Origin of the sequence: Pseudomonas sp. AG1028, assembly GCF_007993955.1 — a bacterium.
Classification (GTDB): Bacteria; Pseudomonadota; Gammaproteobacteria; order Pseudomonadales; family Pseudomonadaceae; genus Aquipseudomonas; species Aquipseudomonas straminea.
The window spans coordinates 110,784-127,225 of sequence record NZ_VIVP01000005.1 but is presented as its reverse complement, the minus strand read 5'-3'; the positions used below and the strand labels follow the sequence as shown (position 1 = coordinate 127,225).

General features: G+C 67.1%; 15 protein-coding genes and 1 riboswitch. Of the genes, 9 read left to right on the top strand and 6 right to left on the bottom strand.

Annotation, left to right across the window (positions count from 1 at the left end; genetic code table 11):
- Window positions 1-56 precede the first annotated feature (56 nt).
- A complete protein-coding gene (gene dprA, locus FB481_RS09560) occupies window positions 57-1,157 on the top strand; it encodes a DNA-processing protein DprA (protein WP_093501026.1) in 1,101 nt (366 codons plus the stop codon).
- 36 nt (window positions 1,158-1,193) lie between these two features.
- Entirely contained in the window at window positions 1,194-1,751 is a 558-nt protein-coding gene (locus FB481_RS09555; protein WP_093501024.1) for an L-threonylcarbamoyladenylate synthase, read from the top strand.
- Window positions 1,752-2,008: 257 nt separating this feature from the next.
- On the opposite strand, the gene FB481_RS09550 is transcribed toward FB481_RS09555, so the two are convergent.
- Window positions 2,009-2,986 (bottom strand): NADPH:quinone reductase, encoded by a 978-nt coding sequence (locus FB481_RS09550; protein WP_093501022.1) that lies wholly within the window; start codon window positions 2,984-2,986, stop codon window positions 2,009-2,011.
- A 181-nt stretch (window positions 2,987-3,167) separates the two neighbouring features.
- On the opposite strand from FB481_RS09550, the gene hemF reads away from it, so the two are divergent.
- From hemF to FB481_RS09535, 3 genes are all read left to right on the top strand, one after another.
- On the top strand, window positions 3,168-4,088 hold the full coding sequence (gene hemF, locus FB481_RS09545; protein ID WP_147176193.1) for an oxygen-dependent coproporphyrinogen oxidase: 921 nt from the start codon (window positions 3,168-3,170) through the stop codon (window positions 4,086-4,088).
- A gap of 58 nt (window positions 4,089-4,146) precedes the next feature.
- Window positions 4,147-4,971 (top strand): shikimate dehydrogenase, encoded by an 825-nt coding sequence (gene aroE / locus FB481_RS09540; protein ID WP_147176192.1) that lies wholly within the window; start codon window positions 4,147-4,149, stop codon window positions 4,969-4,971.
- Window positions 4,972-5,101: 130 nt separating this feature from the next.
- Entirely contained in the window at window positions 5,102-6,106 is a 1,005-nt protein-coding gene (locus FB481_RS09535) for an Ldh family oxidoreductase (RefSeq protein ID WP_147176191.1), read from the top strand.
- Here the strand turns inward: FB481_RS09535 and FB481_RS09530 are convergent.
- From FB481_RS09530 to cobG, 5 genes are all read right to left on the bottom strand, one after another.
- Window positions 6,099-6,608 carry a hypothetical protein gene (locus tag FB481_RS09530; protein ID WP_093501014.1) on the bottom strand — a complete coding sequence of 170 codons (510 nt, stop codon included), beginning with the start codon at window positions 6,606-6,608 and terminating at the stop codon, window positions 6,099-6,101. The two genes, FB481_RS09535 and FB481_RS09530, sit on opposite strands and share 8 nt — an antisense overlap.
- 112 nt (window positions 6,609-6,720) lie before the next feature.
- Window positions 6,721-8,379, bottom strand: coding sequence for a precorrin-3B C(17)-methyltransferase (gene cobJ / locus FB481_RS09525; RefSeq protein WP_147176190.1), 1,659 nt, complete (start codon window positions 8,377-8,379; stop codon window positions 6,721-6,723).
- A gap of 37 nt (window positions 8,380-8,416) precedes the next feature.
- Window positions 8,417-9,169, bottom strand: a complete 753-nt coding sequence (locus FB481_RS09520; RefSeq protein WP_147176325.1) for a precorrin-2 C(20)-methyltransferase — start codon at window positions 9,167-9,169, stop codon at window positions 8,417-8,419.
- Window positions 9,170-9,192: 23 nt separating this feature from the next.
- Window positions 9,193-9,825 carry a precorrin-8X methylmutase gene (locus FB481_RS09515; RefSeq protein WP_147176189.1) on the bottom strand — a complete coding sequence of 211 codons (633 nt, stop codon included), beginning with the start codon at window positions 9,823-9,825 and terminating at the stop codon, window positions 9,193-9,195.
- Window positions 9,822-11,177: a precorrin-3B synthase gene (cobG, locus tag FB481_RS09510; protein WP_147176188.1), complete on the bottom strand. Its 1,356-nt coding sequence runs from the start codon at window positions 11,175-11,177 to the stop codon at window positions 9,822-9,824. Before cobG ends, FB481_RS09515 begins: the two co-directional genes overlap by 4 nt.
- Window positions 11,178-11,272: 95 nt before the next feature.
- A riboswitch (cobalamin riboswitch) is annotated at window positions 11,273-11,476 on the bottom strand.
- Window positions 11,477-11,817: 341 nt separating this feature from the next.
- On the opposite strand from cobG, the gene cbiE reads away from it, so the two are divergent.
- The 4 genes from cbiE (at window position 11,818) to FB481_RS09490 (ending at window position 16,414) form a co-directional block, all read left to right on the top strand.
- Window positions 11,818-13,023: a precorrin-6y C5,15-methyltransferase (decarboxylating) subunit CbiE gene (cbiE, locus tag FB481_RS09505; protein WP_147176187.1), complete on the top strand. Its 1,206-nt coding sequence runs from the start codon at window positions 11,818-11,820 to the stop codon at window positions 13,021-13,023.
- Window positions 13,020-13,763 carry a cobalt-precorrin-6A reductase gene (locus tag FB481_RS09500; protein WP_147176186.1) on the top strand — a complete coding sequence of 248 codons (744 nt, stop codon included), beginning with the start codon at window positions 13,020-13,022 and terminating at the stop codon, window positions 13,761-13,763. Before cbiE ends, FB481_RS09500 begins: the two co-directional genes overlap by 4 nt.
- A 109-nt stretch (window positions 13,764-13,872) precedes the next feature.
- On the top strand, window positions 13,873-14,583 hold the full coding sequence (locus FB481_RS09495) for a ferredoxin (RefSeq protein WP_147176185.1): 711 nt from the start codon (window positions 13,873-13,875) through the stop codon (window positions 14,581-14,583).
- Window positions 14,584-14,665: 82 nt separating this feature from the next.
- Window positions 14,666-16,414 carry an ATP-binding protein gene (locus FB481_RS09490; protein ID WP_147176184.1) on the top strand — a complete coding sequence of 583 codons (1,749 nt, stop codon included), beginning with the start codon at window positions 14,666-14,668 and terminating at the stop codon, window positions 16,412-16,414.
- The last annotated feature ends 28 nt before the right edge of the window (window positions 16,415-16,442 follow it).

Sequence of the window (16,442 nt, the reverse complement as noted above, 5' to 3'; positions counted from 1 at the left end):
CCGCCGATGCGGGGCTTGTGCTATTCGATAAGGCTCACGATCAAGGATGATCCGCCATGTCGATATCCCATTCCCCCGCCGAACTCGAAGCCCGTCTGCGCCTGCATTGCTTGCCGGAGTTGGGGCCTAAACGCTTCCGTAAATTGCTCAGCGCTTTCGATAGCGCTTCGGCCGCCCTCAGCGCGCCGGCCAGCGCCTGGCGCTCGCTCGGCTTGCCGCTGGCCTGCAGCGACGCGCGGCGTAGCCCCGAAATCCGTGAGCGTGCACGCCTGGCGCTGGACTGGTTGCAGGTGCCCGGCCAGCACCTGGTGATGTGGGACGAGCCGCGTTATCCCGCCTTGCTGGCCGAGATTCCCGACGCGCCGCCGCTGCTGTTTGTGGCCGGTGACCCGATGCTTCTGGAGCAGCCGCAATTGGCCATGGTCGGCAGTCGCCGGGCCTCCAGACCGGGGTTGGACACCGCCCACAGCTTTGCCCGCAGCCTGGCGCGTGGTGGCTTCGTGATTACCAGCGGGTTGGCCCTCGGTATCGACGGGGCCGCCCATCAAGGCGCGCTGGATGCCGATGGGCACACCGTGGCGGTACTCGGTACCGGGTTGCAGTGCCTGTACCCGGCACGGCACAAGCGTCTGGCCCAGGACATCATCGAGCGCGGCGGGGCGCTGGTCTCCGAGCTGCCGCTGGATAGCCCGCCCCAGGCCGCAAACTTTCCCCGGCGTAATCGAATCATTTCGGGTTTGTCGTTAGGCGTGCTGGTGGTCGAAGCCAGCCCGTCCAGTGGTTCGCTGATCACCGCGCGCCTGGCCGCCGAGCAGGGCCGCGAGGTGTACGCGATTCCCGGCTCCATCCATCACCCGGGAGCCAAGGGCTGCCATCAGATGATCCGCGAAGGCGCCACCCTGGTGGAAAGCATCGAGCATATTCTCGAAGCGCTGCGCGGTTGGCAGCAGACATCGGCTGCCGAGCAGGCTGGCGCTACGCCGTCGGCTACTGTGCATCCTTTGTTGGACTTGTTGTACGCCGCGCCCCACAGCAGCGAAGCCCTGGCCCACGCCGCCGGCTGGGCACTACCCGAGGTGCTGGCGGCGCTGACCGAGCTGGAGCTGGACGGCCTAGTCGCCTGCGAGGCCGGGCTATGGGTAGGGCGCAAGCCGTAATACACTGCGCCGATGGTTCTTCGGCGGAGGCAGCGAATGGTCACCAGTTGGCAGGTTCAGCAGGCAGCGCGGGTGGTCCGCGCCGGTGGCGTGATCGCCTACCCGACCGAGGCGGTTTGGGGGCTGGGATGCGACCCATGGGACGAGATGGCCGTGGATCGTTTGCTGGCTCTCAAGGAGCGGCCCGTTCACAAGGGTCTGATCCTGGTCGCTGACACCATCCGTCAGTTCGACTTCCTGCTCGAAGACCTGCCCGAACGCTGGCAGGACCGTCTGGCCAGCACCTGGCCCGGGCCCAATACCTGGCTGGTGCCGCATCAGGATCTTCTACCGCCCTGGATTACCGGCGAGCACGACAGCGTGGCGCTGCGGGTCAGTGATCATCCGCGGGTGCGTGAGCTTTGTGCGTTGACGGGGCCGTTGGTGTCGACCTCGGCCAATCCCGCCGGCCGCCCGGCGGCGCGCTCACGGTTGCGGGTCGAGCAGTATTTTCCTCGGCAGCTGGATGCGGTGCTGGGTGGCGCACTGGGCGGGCGGCGTCATCCGAGCGTGATACGTGATCTGGTGACCGGCGACGTGCGCCGACCGGCTTGATACGCAGAAGCGGACATCCAGCGATCTCGTAGGAGGGGCCGGGCGGCGCTCCGCTTCAGCCCGGAGCTTTATCAAGGCAAATAAAGAGCTCGGGGCTGAAGCCCCTCCCACAAGTATTCCGTTTTTTTATCGTTCCCACGCTCAGCGTAGCAACGCACTGGCAAGACGCTCTGCGTCCTTTGATTGCGCTGTGCAGCCGTCAATCGTGGCGCGGAGCGCCACAGGCTGAGTGCCCACGCAGAGCGTGGGCACTATCCTTACGGCACCAGAATCGTCGACCCCGTGGTCTTGCGGTCACTGAGCAGGGTCTGGGCGGTGGCGGCTTCGCTGAGTGGGTAGCGGCCGGTGATTTCCACGTCCAATTTGCCCTTGGCGATCATGCCGAACAGCTCGTCGGCCATCTTCTGCAGATTTTCCGGGGTGTTAGCGTAACCCGCCAGGGTCGGGCGGGTGACGTACAGCGAGCCCTTTTGGGACAGGACGCCGAGGTTGACGCCGGTGACCGCGCCCGAGGCGTTGCCGAAGCTGACCATAAGGCCGCGCGGCGCCACGCAGTCCAGCGAGGTTTCCCAGGTGTCCTTGCCGACGCCGTCGTAGACCACCGGGCATTTCTTGCCGTCGGTCAGTTCCAGCACGCGCTGGGCGACGTTCTCGTGGCTGTAGTCGATGGTCGCCCAGGCGCCTTTTTGCTTGGCGTACTCGGCCTTTTTCGCCGAGCTGACGGTGCCTATCAGCTTGACGCCCAGGGCCTTGGCCCACTGGCAGGCGAAGGAGCCGACACCACCGGCGGCGGCATGGAACAGGATGATGTCGCCGCTCTTCAGGTCGGCGGTCTGGCGCAGCAGGTACTGCACGGTCAGGCCCTTGAGCATCACCGCGGCGGCCTGCTCGAAACTGATGGCGTCGGGCAGCTTGACCAGTTTTTCCGCCGGTAGCACGTGCAGCTCACTGTAGCCGCCCAGCGGGCCGGTGGCGTAGGCCACGCGGTCACCGACCTGCAAGCCCTTGACCTCAGAGCCGATGGCGTCGACGAAGCCGGCGCCTTCGGTGCCCAGGCTGGAGGGCAGCGAGGGCGGCGCGTACAGGCCGCTGCGGAAGTAGGTGTCGATGAAGTTGAGGCCGATGGCCTGGTTGTGCACACGCACCTCGTGCGGGCCGGGAGCGGCAGGTTGGTAGTCGACGTATTCGAGTACCTCGGGGCCACCGTGGCGGCTGAACTGGATGCGTTTGGCCATCGTCTTGCTCCTGCTTGAAGAGTGAGTGTAATAGACCCCGAGTTCCCCACGGGGTTGAAGCGATTTTGCTCAGCGGCTGAACGTCGCACCTCTGGTTGACCGGCGTCAACTGCGGAGCGCGGATGGCCGGTGCTATGCTAGCTGCCGATTTCAGCTGTCGCTCGCCACACAAGGTGCCCCCGTGAGTAATCAAGCCGAGGCCGTGAAGGCCTACCTGCTCGACCTGCAAGACCGTATCTGCGCCGCCCTGCAAAACGAGGATGGCCAGGCCAGCTTCGTCGAAGACGCCTGGCAACGGCCGGGTGGCGGTGGCGGACGTACGCGGGTGATCGGCGACGGCGCGGTGATCGAAAAGGGCGGCGTCAATTTCTCCCACGTGTTCGGCGACAACCTGCCGCCGTCGGCCAGCGCCCATCGCCCCGAGTTGGCCGGTCGCGGCTTCCAGGCCTTGGGGGTGTCGCTGGTCATCCACCCGCACAACCCGCACGTGCCCACGTCCCACGCCAACGTGCGCTTCTTCAGCGCCGAGAAGGAAGGCGAGGAGCCGGTGTGGTGGTTCGGTGGCGGCTTCGACCTGACCCCTTACTACGGCAACGAAGAGGACTGCGTGCACTGGCACCGCGTCGCCGAGCAGGCCTGTGCGCCGTTCGGTGCCGACGTCTACCCGCGCTACAAGGCCTGGTGCGACCGTTACTTCCACCTCAAGCACCGCGGCGAGCCACGGGGTATCGGCGGGTTGTTCTTCGACGACCTCAACGAATGGGGTTTCGACACCTGCTTCGCCTTTATCCGCGCCATCGGCGACGCCTATATCGACGCCTACCTGCCCATCGTGCAGCGCCGCAAGGCCACGCCCTACACGCCGGCGCAGCGCGAATTCCAGGAATATCGCCGCGGCCGCTACGTGGAGTTCAACCTGGTGTTCGACCGCGGCACGCTGTTCGGCCTGCAGTCGGGCGGGCGCACCGAGTCGATCCTCATGTCGCTGCCGCCGCAGGTGCGCTGGGGCTATGACTGGAAGCCCGAGCCGGGCAGCGAGGAAGCGCGCCTGACCGAGTACTTCCTGACCGACCGCGACTGGCTCGGCCTGCAGCAGGCTTGAAGCGCGCCGCCAAAAGCTGCAGGCTTGCCGCTTTTGGCTTTTACCGGCGGAAACTTCAATGGATCGCTACGGTGTATTCGGCAACCCCATCGGCCACAGCAAGTCGCCGCTGATCCACCGGCTGTTCGCCGAACAGACCGGTCAGCAGCTCAGCTACGAGGCGCTGCTGGCGCCGCTGGAGGATTTCGAGGGCTATGCCCGCGCTTTCTTCGCTCAGGGCCTGGGCGGCAACGTCACGGTGCCGTTCAAGGAGCAGGCGTTCGCCCTGGCCGATAGCCTGACCGAGCGCGCCCGCCGCGCCGGTGCGGTCAATACCCTGAAGAAGCTCGACGACGGCAGCCTGCTCGGTGACAACACCGACGGCGCTGGCCTGGTGCGCGACCTGACCGTGAACGCCGGCATCGAGTTGCGCGGCAAGCGCATCCTGCTGCTTGGCGCCGGTGGCGCGGTGCGCGGCATTCTCGAACCCTTCCTGGCGCAGCAGCCGCAAACCCTGGTGATCGCCAATCGCACGGTGGAAAAGGCCGAGCAACTGGTCCGTCAGTTCGCCGATCTCGGCCCGGTGGTGGCCAGCGGTTTCGACTGGATCGACGCGCCGGTGGACCTGATCGTCAACGGCACTTCGGCCAGCCTGGCCGGCGAGCTGCCGCCGATCTCCGCCAGCCTGATCCAGCCTGGCCATACCTGCTGCTACGACATGATGTACGGCGCCGGCCCCACGGCGTTCAATCGCTGGGCCGCGGAGCAGGGCGCCGAACGTACCCTCGACGGCCTCGGCATGCTGGTCGAGCAGGCCGTGGAAGCCTTCCACCTGTGGCGCGGCGTGCGCCCGGACAGCGCCCCGGTGCTCGCCGAGCTGCGCCGGCAACTGACGGGCGGCTGATCGCGGCCGCGCGGCTGTGCCGAAATCGGCAACGCCGTGGGGCAAAGCGATCAAGCCAGTGGGCGGCCACGACGCCAGTGTATAAGGTCGGCATATGCCGCTGACCGCCTACCTGCCCAAGGAGCCCACGATGATTCGACTGACCCTGGACGAAGCCCGCACGCTATCGCTGTCCATCCTGCGCCATGCCGGTTTCAGCGAGGCCCAGGCCCAGGCGGTGACCGCCACCGTGGTGGCCGGTGAGCGCGATGGCTGTGCGTCCCATGGCTTGTACCGGGTGCTGGGCTGCGTCAGTTCGCTGAAGGCCGGCAAGGTTGTCGCCGATGCCGAGCCGGAGGTGATCGACCAGGCGCCGTCGATCGTGCGCGTCGATGCCCGCGGTGGCTTCTCGCAACTGGCCTTCCAGGCCGGGCTGCCAGTGCTGGCCGACAAGGCCAGGACCAATGGCATCGCCGCCTTGGCGATCAACCGCTGCGTGCATTTCTCCGCGCTGTGGGTGGAGATCGAACAGCTCACCGAGCTCGGTCTCGTCGCCCTGGCCTGCAACCCCAGTCACGCCTGGGTCGCGCCGGCGGGCGGCAGCAAGCCGATCTTCGGCACCAACCCCATCGCGTTCGGCTGGCCGCGTGCCGGCAAGCACCCGTTCATCTTCGACTTCGCCACCAGCGCCATCGCCCGTGGTGACATCGAGCTGCACCGCCGCGCCGGCAAGCCGATTCCCGAAGGCTGGGGCATCGATGCCAGCGGCCAGCCCAGCACCAGTGCCGAAGCGGTGATGAACGGCGCCATGCTGACCTTCGGCGGCCACAAGGGCTCGGCGCTGGCGGCTATGGTGGAGCTGATCGCCGGGCCGCTGATCGGCGACCTGACCAGTGCCGAGTCGCTGGCCTACGACGCTGGCAGCAAGTCGTCGCCTTACCATGGCGAGCTGATCATCGCCCTCGATCCGCAGCGCTTTCTCGGCGCTGCGGCCGACGCGCACCTGGCCCGGGCCGAGGCACTGTTCGATGGTATCGAAGGGCAGGGCGCGCGACTGCCATCGCAGCGCCGCTACGATGCTCGCGCCGGCAGCCTCGTCGATGGCGTGCAGATTCCCCAGGCGCTCTACGACGATCTCAACGCACTGCTCAATTGATGCTGTAGCCGCGCCCGCTCAGGCAGGCGCCCAGGGCGCGCCGGTAAGTGTCGCTGGCGTTGACCGGCGGCGCGCTGTACGCAGTGGCCGGGTCGAAGCCGCTCTGGCTGACCGCCCAGCTGTGGCACTCGTAGCGGTCGCGCGCCTGCAGGTCGGCGTTCTGGCCACGGGCCGGGTAGGCGATCACGTCGTAGTTGGCGGTAGGCGCCGCGCGGATCACCGGCGGCGCCTCGACCACGATGTACTGGCGGCGGTCGGCGTTCCACATGTAGTAGGTGCCGGCCGCGACGAAGTACAGCGCACTGCCTATCCACAGCTCGCGAGCATGGTCCGGCAGGCCGTGACCATGCCGGGGGCCGGGGCCGCCCCAACCTGGTCCCGGGCCGCCGCGCCAGCCAGGGCCGCCACCCGGTCCGCCTGGACCTCCGGGGCCGGCCAATGCATTGACGGAAAGCGAGAGCAGCAGGGCAGCAACCGCGAGGCGAGGGAGTCGGGCGTTCATCATGGGCTCCGGAGAAGACGATGACCCCGCAGGGAGCGGGGCAGCGTCGATTATCCAGAGGTCTGTGCAAGGCGCTGTCAGGGCGATGTAAAGGTGATGTAAAGGCCTGAGGCTACGGCTGTGGGTAACTGCGTGGCGTGTACACCCACTCGCCGCCGTCGCCACGGGGCAAGCGCCGGGTCTGGCTGGAGCCGATGATCACTAGGGTACGCATGTCGACCATCTCCGGCGTCAGCTCGCCAAGGCTGATCACCCGCAGTGCTTCGGCAGGGCGGCCGATATCGCGGCCGAGGACCACCACGGTGTCTGGCGTGCGATGGGTACGGACGATTTCCAGGGCCCGGCCCAGCTGCCAGGGGCGCGCTTTGGAGATCGGGTTGTAGAAGGCCATGGCCAAGTCGGCGGCGCCGGCGTGGTCGAGACGGCTCTCGATCACCGTCCAGGGTTTGAGGTTATCCGACAGGGAGATCAGGCAGAAATCGTGGCCCAGCGGCGCCCCGGCCTTGGCTGCGGTGGCCAGGGCCGCGGAGACGCCGGGCAGCACTTGCAGCTCGACGGTCTGCCAACTGGCCGGCGCCTCGGCCTCTTCGAGGGCTTCCAGGACCGCCGCGGCCATGGCGAACACGCCGGGGTCGCCCGAGGAAATCACCACCACACGGCGGCCGCTGGCAGCCAGCTCGAAGGCGTGGCGGGCGCGTTGCAGCTCTTCGCGATTGTCACTGCAATGGCGCACCTGATCGTCGCGTAGCGGCTCGGCCATGCGCACGTAGGTCTCGTAACCGAGCAGGTCCTGAGCTTCATCCAAGGCGCGGCGTACGGCGGGTGTCATGTGCTCCGCCGCGCCCGGGCCGAGGCCGATCACGCTCAGGCGGCCACGCGGCCGGCCGATGGTTTGCGCGGCGTCGGGCGATTCGGCCTTCAGCAGCTGCAGGCCGTCTTGCTGCGCGATAGCCGCGGGCAGTGCGCTATGCGTCGTGACAAAGCGCAGCGGCATGCCCAGTTCACTGGCGGCCTGAGCTAGCGCCTTATCGGCCATCAGGGCTGCTGGTGCGAGCAGGGCGGCCAGGGCTTTCTGCGCAAGGCCTGATTGTTCGAACGCCTGGCCGATTCGCGCGGCAAGGTTGTCCGCACTGTCGACCAGAGCGAGCAGCGTGCGTGGATGAATCAGCAGCTCATCCGCCTGAGCCGTGCGCTGCTCTGTGGTGATATGCAGGGTACGCCCTGCATCCTCGGCCATCGGCAGTTTGCTCTGATCCAGCCAGGGTGCATCACCGTCGATGCGCAGCTTTTCCCCGCCGAGCAGGTCGGAAACGAAGCGCTTGCCCTGTTCCATATCCGCCAGGACGTAGCCGCTCGGCGGGTCGAGCAGGCAGGTGCCGAAGCGCAGTTCGCCGCTGGTGGTGATCGCCGCGCTGACCTGCAGGCTTGCCGCGATCTCCCGGGCCATGCGGTTGACGCCACCCAGGCCGCCCAGCAGCGGCACCACGGCGCTGCCGTCTTCGGCCACCGCCAGCACCGGCGGCTCGGCGCCCTTGCTGGCGAGCAGCGGCGCCAGGCTGCGAATGATGATACCGGCGGCGCACAGGGCGATGATCGGCGTGCCGCTGCGATACAGGCTGCGCAGGGTATCGCCGAAGTCGTCATAGGCCGCATCGGCTTCGACTCGCCCATTCAGGCCGTGGATAACCGCCTGTGGATAAAGCGCCTGTATGCGCCGCGCGGTGGCCAGCGCGGAGGGGCCGAGAATGACGATGGCAGGGGAAAGGGTCATGGGGATTCCAGATTCAATTTGCAGGAGAGGGCGCGGCTCAACCGCGCCACTTCTCGCCCGGCACCACGATCATCGAAAAATACGGCGAGGCCATCGGCTCGACTTCATCGAGCGGCACGATGCGCTGGTTGGCCATGGTCGCGCGCTCCACGTAATGGGCGCGGTCTTGCAGGCCGAGATCCTGCAGCACACGGCGCACCTTCTCGAAGTTACGCCCCAGCTTCATCACCACGGCGGCTTCGGCGCTACGCAGGCGCTCGCGCAGCTCGTCCTCGGGCAGCACACCGGAGAGCACCGACAGGCTCTGGTTGCGGTACACCAGCGGCACACCGAGCACCGCGGCGCTGCCGAGCATCGAGCACACACCGGGGATCACCTCGGCCTCGTAGCGCTCGGCCAGGCGGTCGTGCAGGTACATGTAGGAACCGTAGAAAAACGGGTCCCCCTCGCAGATCACCGCCACGTCGCGGCCGGCGTCCAGATGCTCGGCGATCTGCAGCGCGCAGGTGTCGTAGAAGTCGCTGATCACACCTTCGTAGGTCAGTGGCGGCTCGAGCTTTTCGGTGGTCACCGGGTAGACCAGCGGCAGGCGTTGCTGGCTGTCTTCCAGGTGTGCCTCGATGATGCCGAAGGCATTGCCGCCCTGGCCGACGTTAGCCTTGGCCTTGGCCACGAAATAGCCGACCACCGGCGCCGACTTGAGCAGCCGCAGGGCCTTGAGGGTGATCAGTTCCGGGTCGCCGGGGCCTACGCCCAGGCCAAGCAGGCGGCCTTTGCCGAGGCGTTCCATACCCGGGCTATCCATACCGTTCATCACTCGACCTCCGTGGCCAGGGCGTTGATCGCCGCGGCGGCCATGGCGCTGCCGCCGCGGCGGCCCTGGACTATCACGTAGGGCACGCCGTGCTCGGCGTAGGTGGCGGCGAGCAGGTCCTTGGATTCGGCGGCGCCGACGAAGCCGACCGGGAAGCCGAGGATCAGCGCCGGCTTGGGCGCGCCGGCGGCGAGCATGTCGAGCAGGTAGAACAGCGCGGTCGGCGCATTGCCGATCACCACCACGGAGCCTTCCAGGTGCTCGCGCCAGTGCTCGAGGGCCACCGCCGAGCGGGTATTGCCGAGCTGTTTGGCCAGCTCCGGTACGCCGGTATCGTTGAGGGTGCAGATCACCGGGTTGGCGGCCTGCAGCCGTGCACGGGTGACGCCCTCGGCGACCATGCGCGCATCGCAGAGAATCGCCGCGCCTCCGGCCAGTGCCTCACGCCCGGCTTTGCCGGCACCCGGCGAGAAGCGCAGATCCTGCACCACGTCGACCATGCCGCAGGCGTGGATGACCCGCACCGCTAGCTTCTCCAGATCCGCCGGAATGGCGCTCAGGTCGGCCTCGGCACGGATGATGGCGAAGGAGTTGCGATAGATCTTCTGACCATCGCGGATGTAATCGGTCATCGGGTGAAACTCCGGGTAGCGGTGAGCGAGGCGAGCAAGGCGGCGGCTTCGTCAGGTGTCAGGTGATGGCCCAGCAACTGGCCGAAGCCGCTGCCGAGGGGCTGGCGGGCGAACAGGTCGTAGCGACCTTCGGCCACGGCCAGCAACGTAAAGGGCGCGCGATGGGCGGCAGCGCAGGAGCGGCTGCAGCCCGAGAGGTGAATGCCTGGCTGCTCGCTGCCTGCGGGCAGCCGTTCGGCCAGACGCAGGGCATCGGCCTTGGTGTCGGCCAACCCCTTGGCGCAGCCGCTGGCGCCGGTGCAGGCGATGATGCGAGTCAGCGGCGCGCTGGCATCGGTCAGCAGGCCCAGCGCATGCACGCTGTGGATAACTGCATCGGCAGCGGCTTCGGGAATATTGGGCAACAGCACGCTCTGCCAGGGCGTCAGGCGCAGGCTGCCGTCGCCGTAGCGGCGGGCGAGTGCTGTCAGGCTGAGCAGCTGTTCGGCCGCCAGTCGGCCAAGGGCAGGGCTGGCGCCGATATGTACGAGACCCGGCTGGTGCTGTTCATGGATGCCGAGATGGGCATTGGCGTGCGCCGGTATCCGGCGCCAATCGTTCATCGGCAGCAGCGCATTGCCCAACCGAGCCTGAAGACGCTGTAGCAGCTCGGCAGGCGCATGGGTTTCCAGCAGATGGCGCATGCGCGTCTGCTCGGGGGCGGCCAGCTCGAGAAACAGGTCGAGCAGGATGATGATCAGCGTATGAGCTTCGGCTTGCGGCACGATAGCCAATGCGGGCGCATCATCTGCCGAAACGGGCGGGCAGCCAGCCAGGCCGAAGGCATAGCCGATCCCGTCATCGAGGGGCAGGGCGCTGAGCCAGATATCGTGGGGGTGTTCGAGCATCGCCAGGCGTTCGCCGCCGTCCAGCAGCAGGGCGAACTTCGGGGACAGGGCATGGAGGCGCGGCGTGTTCTCCAGCGTCGCCAGCAGCTCCGTGGCCAGTGGTGAGATATCCACAAGAGCCTGCGGATCGAGTCCAGCGGCTGGGCTGACCATCAGATTGCGCACGTCATCGGCGCCGGGCTTGCTGGGGCCCAGGCCGGCGTCCAGCAGCTCGCCGATCAGCGCGTCCTCACGTCCTGCGTGGATGCCACGAATCTGCAGATTGCCGCGGTTGGTTGCCTCGATCACCCCGCCGGCATGCTGCTGCGAGGCATGGGCAATGCGTTCGGCCTGCTCGGCTGCGAGGCGGCCGCAGGGCAGCTTGATGCGACAGATGCCACCATCCTTCGCCTGCACGATACGCAGCAACCCCGGGCAGGCCGAGGGGCGAACAGGTGGGGATGATGTGCGAGCAGGCTGTTTCAACGGATCACCAATGTCGGGTCACATGGGCATCCGTTCGAGGATAGGCCAGAGAAGGTTTCGTTTCTCTCACCGGGACACCCCGCCCGGTGTGGGCTCATGCGACTGAATCGGTCGGCAGGTCTCCTGGCTCGCAGGTCATGGCGCCTGGCCGGCCTTCCCGGTTTCCCAGTGGCGATTGGCAAGGCGCTCGCTGCAACAGTTGCGGGGGCAGCCACGCTGCAGAACGATCTGCTCGTGTTCCCTCTTAGGCCGCATTGGCTCACATGTAGCCGCTGGGCACCGACAGAGGCGCTATTATGCCCGCTTTGCTCGCCGGGATGAAAAGCCGCGTCGTCGGATCGCGAAGTGGCGTGGCTGAGATGTGATGACGCTGCAACAGTTGCGGGGGCAGCCACGCTGCAGAACGATCTGCTCGTGTTCCCTCTTAGGCCGCATTGGCTCACATGTAGCCGCTGGGCACCGACAGAGGCGCTATTATGCCCGCTTTGCTCGCCGGGATGAAAAGCCGCGTCGTCGGATCGCGAAGTGGCGTGGCTGAGATGTGATGATGGCAGTCGCTGTAGAGAAGGCCATTGCTACAGATCGTGCGAATGGCCACTTCACCAATCCACTGCTGGCTGCCAATGATGAGGACTGAGAAATGACACCCTGGCTGACCGTCGTGGGCATTGGTGAAGATGGCTACGCCGGCCTCGGCAAGACGGCGCGGCATGCATTGCTGGCGGCCGAGCTGGTGGTCGGCAGCGAGCGCCAGCTGGCGCTTCTGCCCCATTGCATCCGCGCTGTACGGTTGCCCTGGCCGAAGCCGTTTTCCCTGACGCCAGTGCTCGAGCGCCGCGGCACGCCGGTCTGCGTGCTGGCCAGCGGTGACCCGATGTTCTTCGGCGTCGGCGCCAGCCTGGCCCGCGAGCTGGCGCCGGACGAGCTGCGTATCCTGCCAGCGCCATCGTCGGTGTCCCTGGCCGCGGCCCGTCTGGGCTGGCCGCTGCAGAGCACCGCCGTCGTATCGCTGGTCGCCCGCCCGTTGGCGGCGTTGCAGGCGCAGATCCACCCCGGCGTGCGTCTGCTGGTGCTGAGCAACGATGGCGACAGCCCGGCCGCTATCGCCGAGTTGCTGCGTGAGCGGGGTTTCGGCGCTAGCCGGCTAAGCGTCTTCGAGCATCTGGGTGGCGAACACGAGCGGCGTATCGATGGGTTGGCCGATGGCTGGTCCCTCGAGCGCGCCGCGGATCTCAACCTGGTGGCCATCGAGTGCCTGGCCGGTGAGGGCGCCCGCTGCCTGCCGCTGACCCCCGGCCTGCCTGATGACGCCTATCGTCATGACGGCCAGCTGACCAAGCGTGATGTGCGGGCTATTACCCTGTCGCGGCTGGCGCCGTCACCGGGTGAGCTGCTCTGGGATGTCGGCGCCGGCTGCGGCTCCATTGGCATCGAATGGCTGCGCGCCCACCCCAGCTGCCGCGCCATCGCCATCGAGGCGGACGAAGGGCGTCAGGCACATATCGTCCACAACCGTGACGCCCTTGGCGTGCCCAGCCTGCAACTGGTGGCCGGGCGGGCGCCCGAGGCGCTGGAAGGGTTGGCCGCGCCGGATGCGGTCTTCATCGGTGGCGGCGTGACCGTGCCCGGTGTGCTGCAGCACTGCTGGCAAGCACTCAAGCCCGGCGGCCGGCTGGTGGCCAATGCCGTGACCTTGCAGAGCGAGGCAGCACTGATCGCCTTTCGCGGCGAACACGGCGGCGAGCTGACCCGCATCGAGGTGGCCCAGGCCAAGCCATTGGGCGGCTTCGACACCTGGCGCGGCGCGCTGCCGATCACCCTGCTCGACGTCAGCAAGCCGCGATGAGCCGCATCCTCTTGCTTGGCGGGATCGGTGAAGCGCTGAGTCTCGCCCGCCGCCTTGGCCACGAACATATCTACAGCCTCGCCGGGTTGGGCAAGGTGCCCGAGGATCTAGCCTGCCAGGTGTGTGTCGGCGGCTTCGGCGGTGCCGAGGGGCTGGCCGAATTTATCCACAGGGAAGGCATCACGCTTCTGGTCGACGCCACGCATCCCTATGCCGCGCAGATCAGCCATAACGCGGCACGCGCTGCCCAGCAGGCCGGTGTGCCCTGCTGGGCGCTGCGGCGTCCGGGCTGGACGGCATCGCCGGGTGATGACTGGCGCGAGGTGTTCGATTGGTCCTCACTGATCGCCGCCCTGGCGCCATTCCGGCGCCCGCTGTTCACCCTGGGGCGCGAGCCGCTGGAGCATCTGCACGAGATTCCCGCCCATCAGCACTGGACGGTACGTTGCCTGCAAGGCCAGCCGGCGGGCGAGCAGGCCGAGGTGATCGGTGCCCGCGGGCCGTTCAGCCTGGAAGACGAGCGCGCGCTGCTCGCGCGGCTGAACTGCGATGTGCTGGTCAGCAAGAACAGCGGCAGCGCGGCCACCGAGCACAAGCTGCAGGTCGCCCGCGAACGTGGCGTGCCGGTGCTGGTGTTGCAGCGACCGGCGTTGCCGGCGGTGGACCGTGAGTTCGCCGAGCCTGAGGCCCTGTGGCGGGCGTTGCTGGATAGTGGCGTAACCGACTCAACCAATCCATAGCCTGGGTAGAGCGAAGCGATACCCAGGCTACGAAACCGCGCTCAATGCGGCTACGAAACCTGTCCGCGCCAGCGCTGTTAAACTGCCGCACTTTTTGCGGAGCCCGACCATGACTGTCACGCCTTATGCCCAGGTATTGTTCGCCGGCCCCGATCTGCTCGCCGGTTCCTTCGCCGAGCTGTTTCGTGCTCGGCTGGTCGAGCTGCGGGGCGAGGCGGCGCTGGCCGATATCGTCGACACCGGCGCGGGCTACGACGGCCTCTGGCATCGCGTGAGCGATGGCAGCGGCACCTGCCTGGTGATCGACCTGGAGCCACAGAGCAGCAGCCAGCATGTCGACTGGCTGCGCACTGAGCTGGCGGCCAAGACCGATGCACAGCGCATCTTCGTCACCAGCCTGTTCGGCCAGCTCGATGCCGACGCGGCTGGCGTTGCCTGCGCGCTGATCGAACGGACGGAATTGCACCTCGGCTGCGTCGACGTACCAGAACTGCCGGGCAGCCACGCTTGGTCGAAAATTCCCGCCCACCAGTACCGCGTGCTGCTCTGCAACGGCCCGCGCTGCACCCGGCGCGGCGCGTTGCCGCTGTGGAAAAAGCTGCGCGAGCAGGTCAAGGCCGCCGGCAAGCTGGAGTGCGAAGGCGGTGTGCACATCACCCGCACCCAGTGCCAGTTCCCCTGTGATCAGGGCCCGACCCTGACGGTTTATCCACAGGGCCATTGGTATCAGGTGCGCAGCGAGGCGGACGTGGTGCGCCTGGTTGACGAGCAACTGGTCGCTGGCCGCGCGGTGCCCGAGTTGATGATGGCGCGACCCTAGCCCAGGCTCGCGCCGGCGGCATCTTCCCGGCGCGTGCATGTTTCGGGCTAACATGCCGGCACCATAAGAATTCGAGTCATGCATGACCGCCCTGTTTCTGCGTTATCGCACCGTCGCCATCGTGCTGTTGGTCATCTTCGGGCTGGCCGTCAGCCTGTGGCTGGCCAGCCGCTACGCCGAGCAGCGCGCCTGGGAAGATCGCAGCAACGAAGCCCACGGCCAGCTGCAGCTCTACGCGCAATCGATCCAGACCCTGGTCGACCGCTTCCGTTCGGTGCCGCAGCTGCTGTCGATGGACAGCGACATTCAGGCGCTGCTGCAAGCGCCTAACGACCCCACGTTGCGTGACAAGCTCAATCGCCGTTTCGAAATGCTCAACACCGCCGCTGGCGCCAGCGTGCTCTACCTGATCGACCGCAATGGCCATACCCTGGCGGCCAGCAATTGGAACGAGTGGAGCAGTTTCGTCGGCAGCAACTACGGCTTTCGCCCCTATTTCCAGGACGCCCTGCATCGCACCGCCGGCCGCTATTTCGCGGTCGGGGTGACCACCGGTGTGCCCGGCTACTTCCTCTCCCATGCGGTGTACGACGACAACGGCGCGGTGATCGGCGTGCTGGTGGTCAAGCTCGAGCTCGAAGAACTGCAGCGCGAATGGGTCGGCCAGCCCGGTGTGCTGCTGGTCGCCGACAGCTACGGCGTGGTGATTCTCAGCAGCCGGCCGGCCTGGCGTTTCCTGGCGCTGGAGGAACTCGACGAGCTGGATCACGCCGAGCTGGTAGAGGTGCGCAAGTACGCCGAGCGCCCGCTGGAAGTGCTATCCAGCGAGCCCGGCCCATACTTTGAAGGCAATGCCGACTGGATGAACATCGACGGCCCCGATGGTCGGCAGACCTACCTGTGGCAGCGCCAGGAGCTGGCTAGCGAGGCCTGGACGCTGCACCTGCTGATTGAGGAAAGCAGCCTCGGTGACACCGCGCGCAGCTATCGCCTGGCCGCTGCTGGCGTGTGGCTGACTCTGGTGTTCCTGGTGCTGTTTCTGGTTCAACGCCACAAGAACCAGCGCTTGCAGGCGAGCATCCGCGAGAACCTCGAGCGCGAGGTGACCCTGCGCACCGCCGAGCTGCGCGAAGCCCAGGAGGGGCTTGTGCATGCGGCGAAAATGGCGGCGCTGGGGCAGATGTCGGCGGCCATGGCCCACGAGATCAACCAGCCGCTGACCGCCATCCAGATGCATCTGGGCAGCCTCGGTCTGCTGCTCGACAACGGCCGCGAAGCCGACGTGCGCGCCGGCCTGACGCGTATCGACGGCCTGCTGCAGCGTATGGCCATTCTCACTGGGCACCTGAAAACCTTTGCCCGCAAGAGCCCGGCCGGGCTCAACGAACGCCTGTTGCTCAGCGATGTGCTGGAGCAGGCGCTGTTGCTGCTGGCGCCTCGGCTGCGCAGCGAGCAGGTCGAGCTGCGCCGCGAAGTGCGCAGCGAGGCACGGGTCTCCGGCGACGCGATCCGCCTCGAACAGGTGGTGCTCAATCTGCTCAATAACGCGCTGGACGCCATGGTCGACAGCCCGCAGCGAACCCTCGGCGTTTTGATCGAGTTACAGGGTGACGGCTGCGTGCTGCAGGTCAGCGACACCGGTGGCGGCATTGCCGAGGAACATCTGAGTAGCGTTTTCGAGCCGTTCTTCACCACCAAACCGGTGGGCGAAGGGCTGGGGTTGGGGTTGGCGATTTCCTACGGCATCGTGCGCGATCTGGGCGGCAGCCTGGAGGCACGCAATGGCCCGGATGGCGCGATCTTCATCCTGCGCCTGCCGTGCGCCGGGTGAGCCTGGCATTTTGTGTAACACCCGTTGG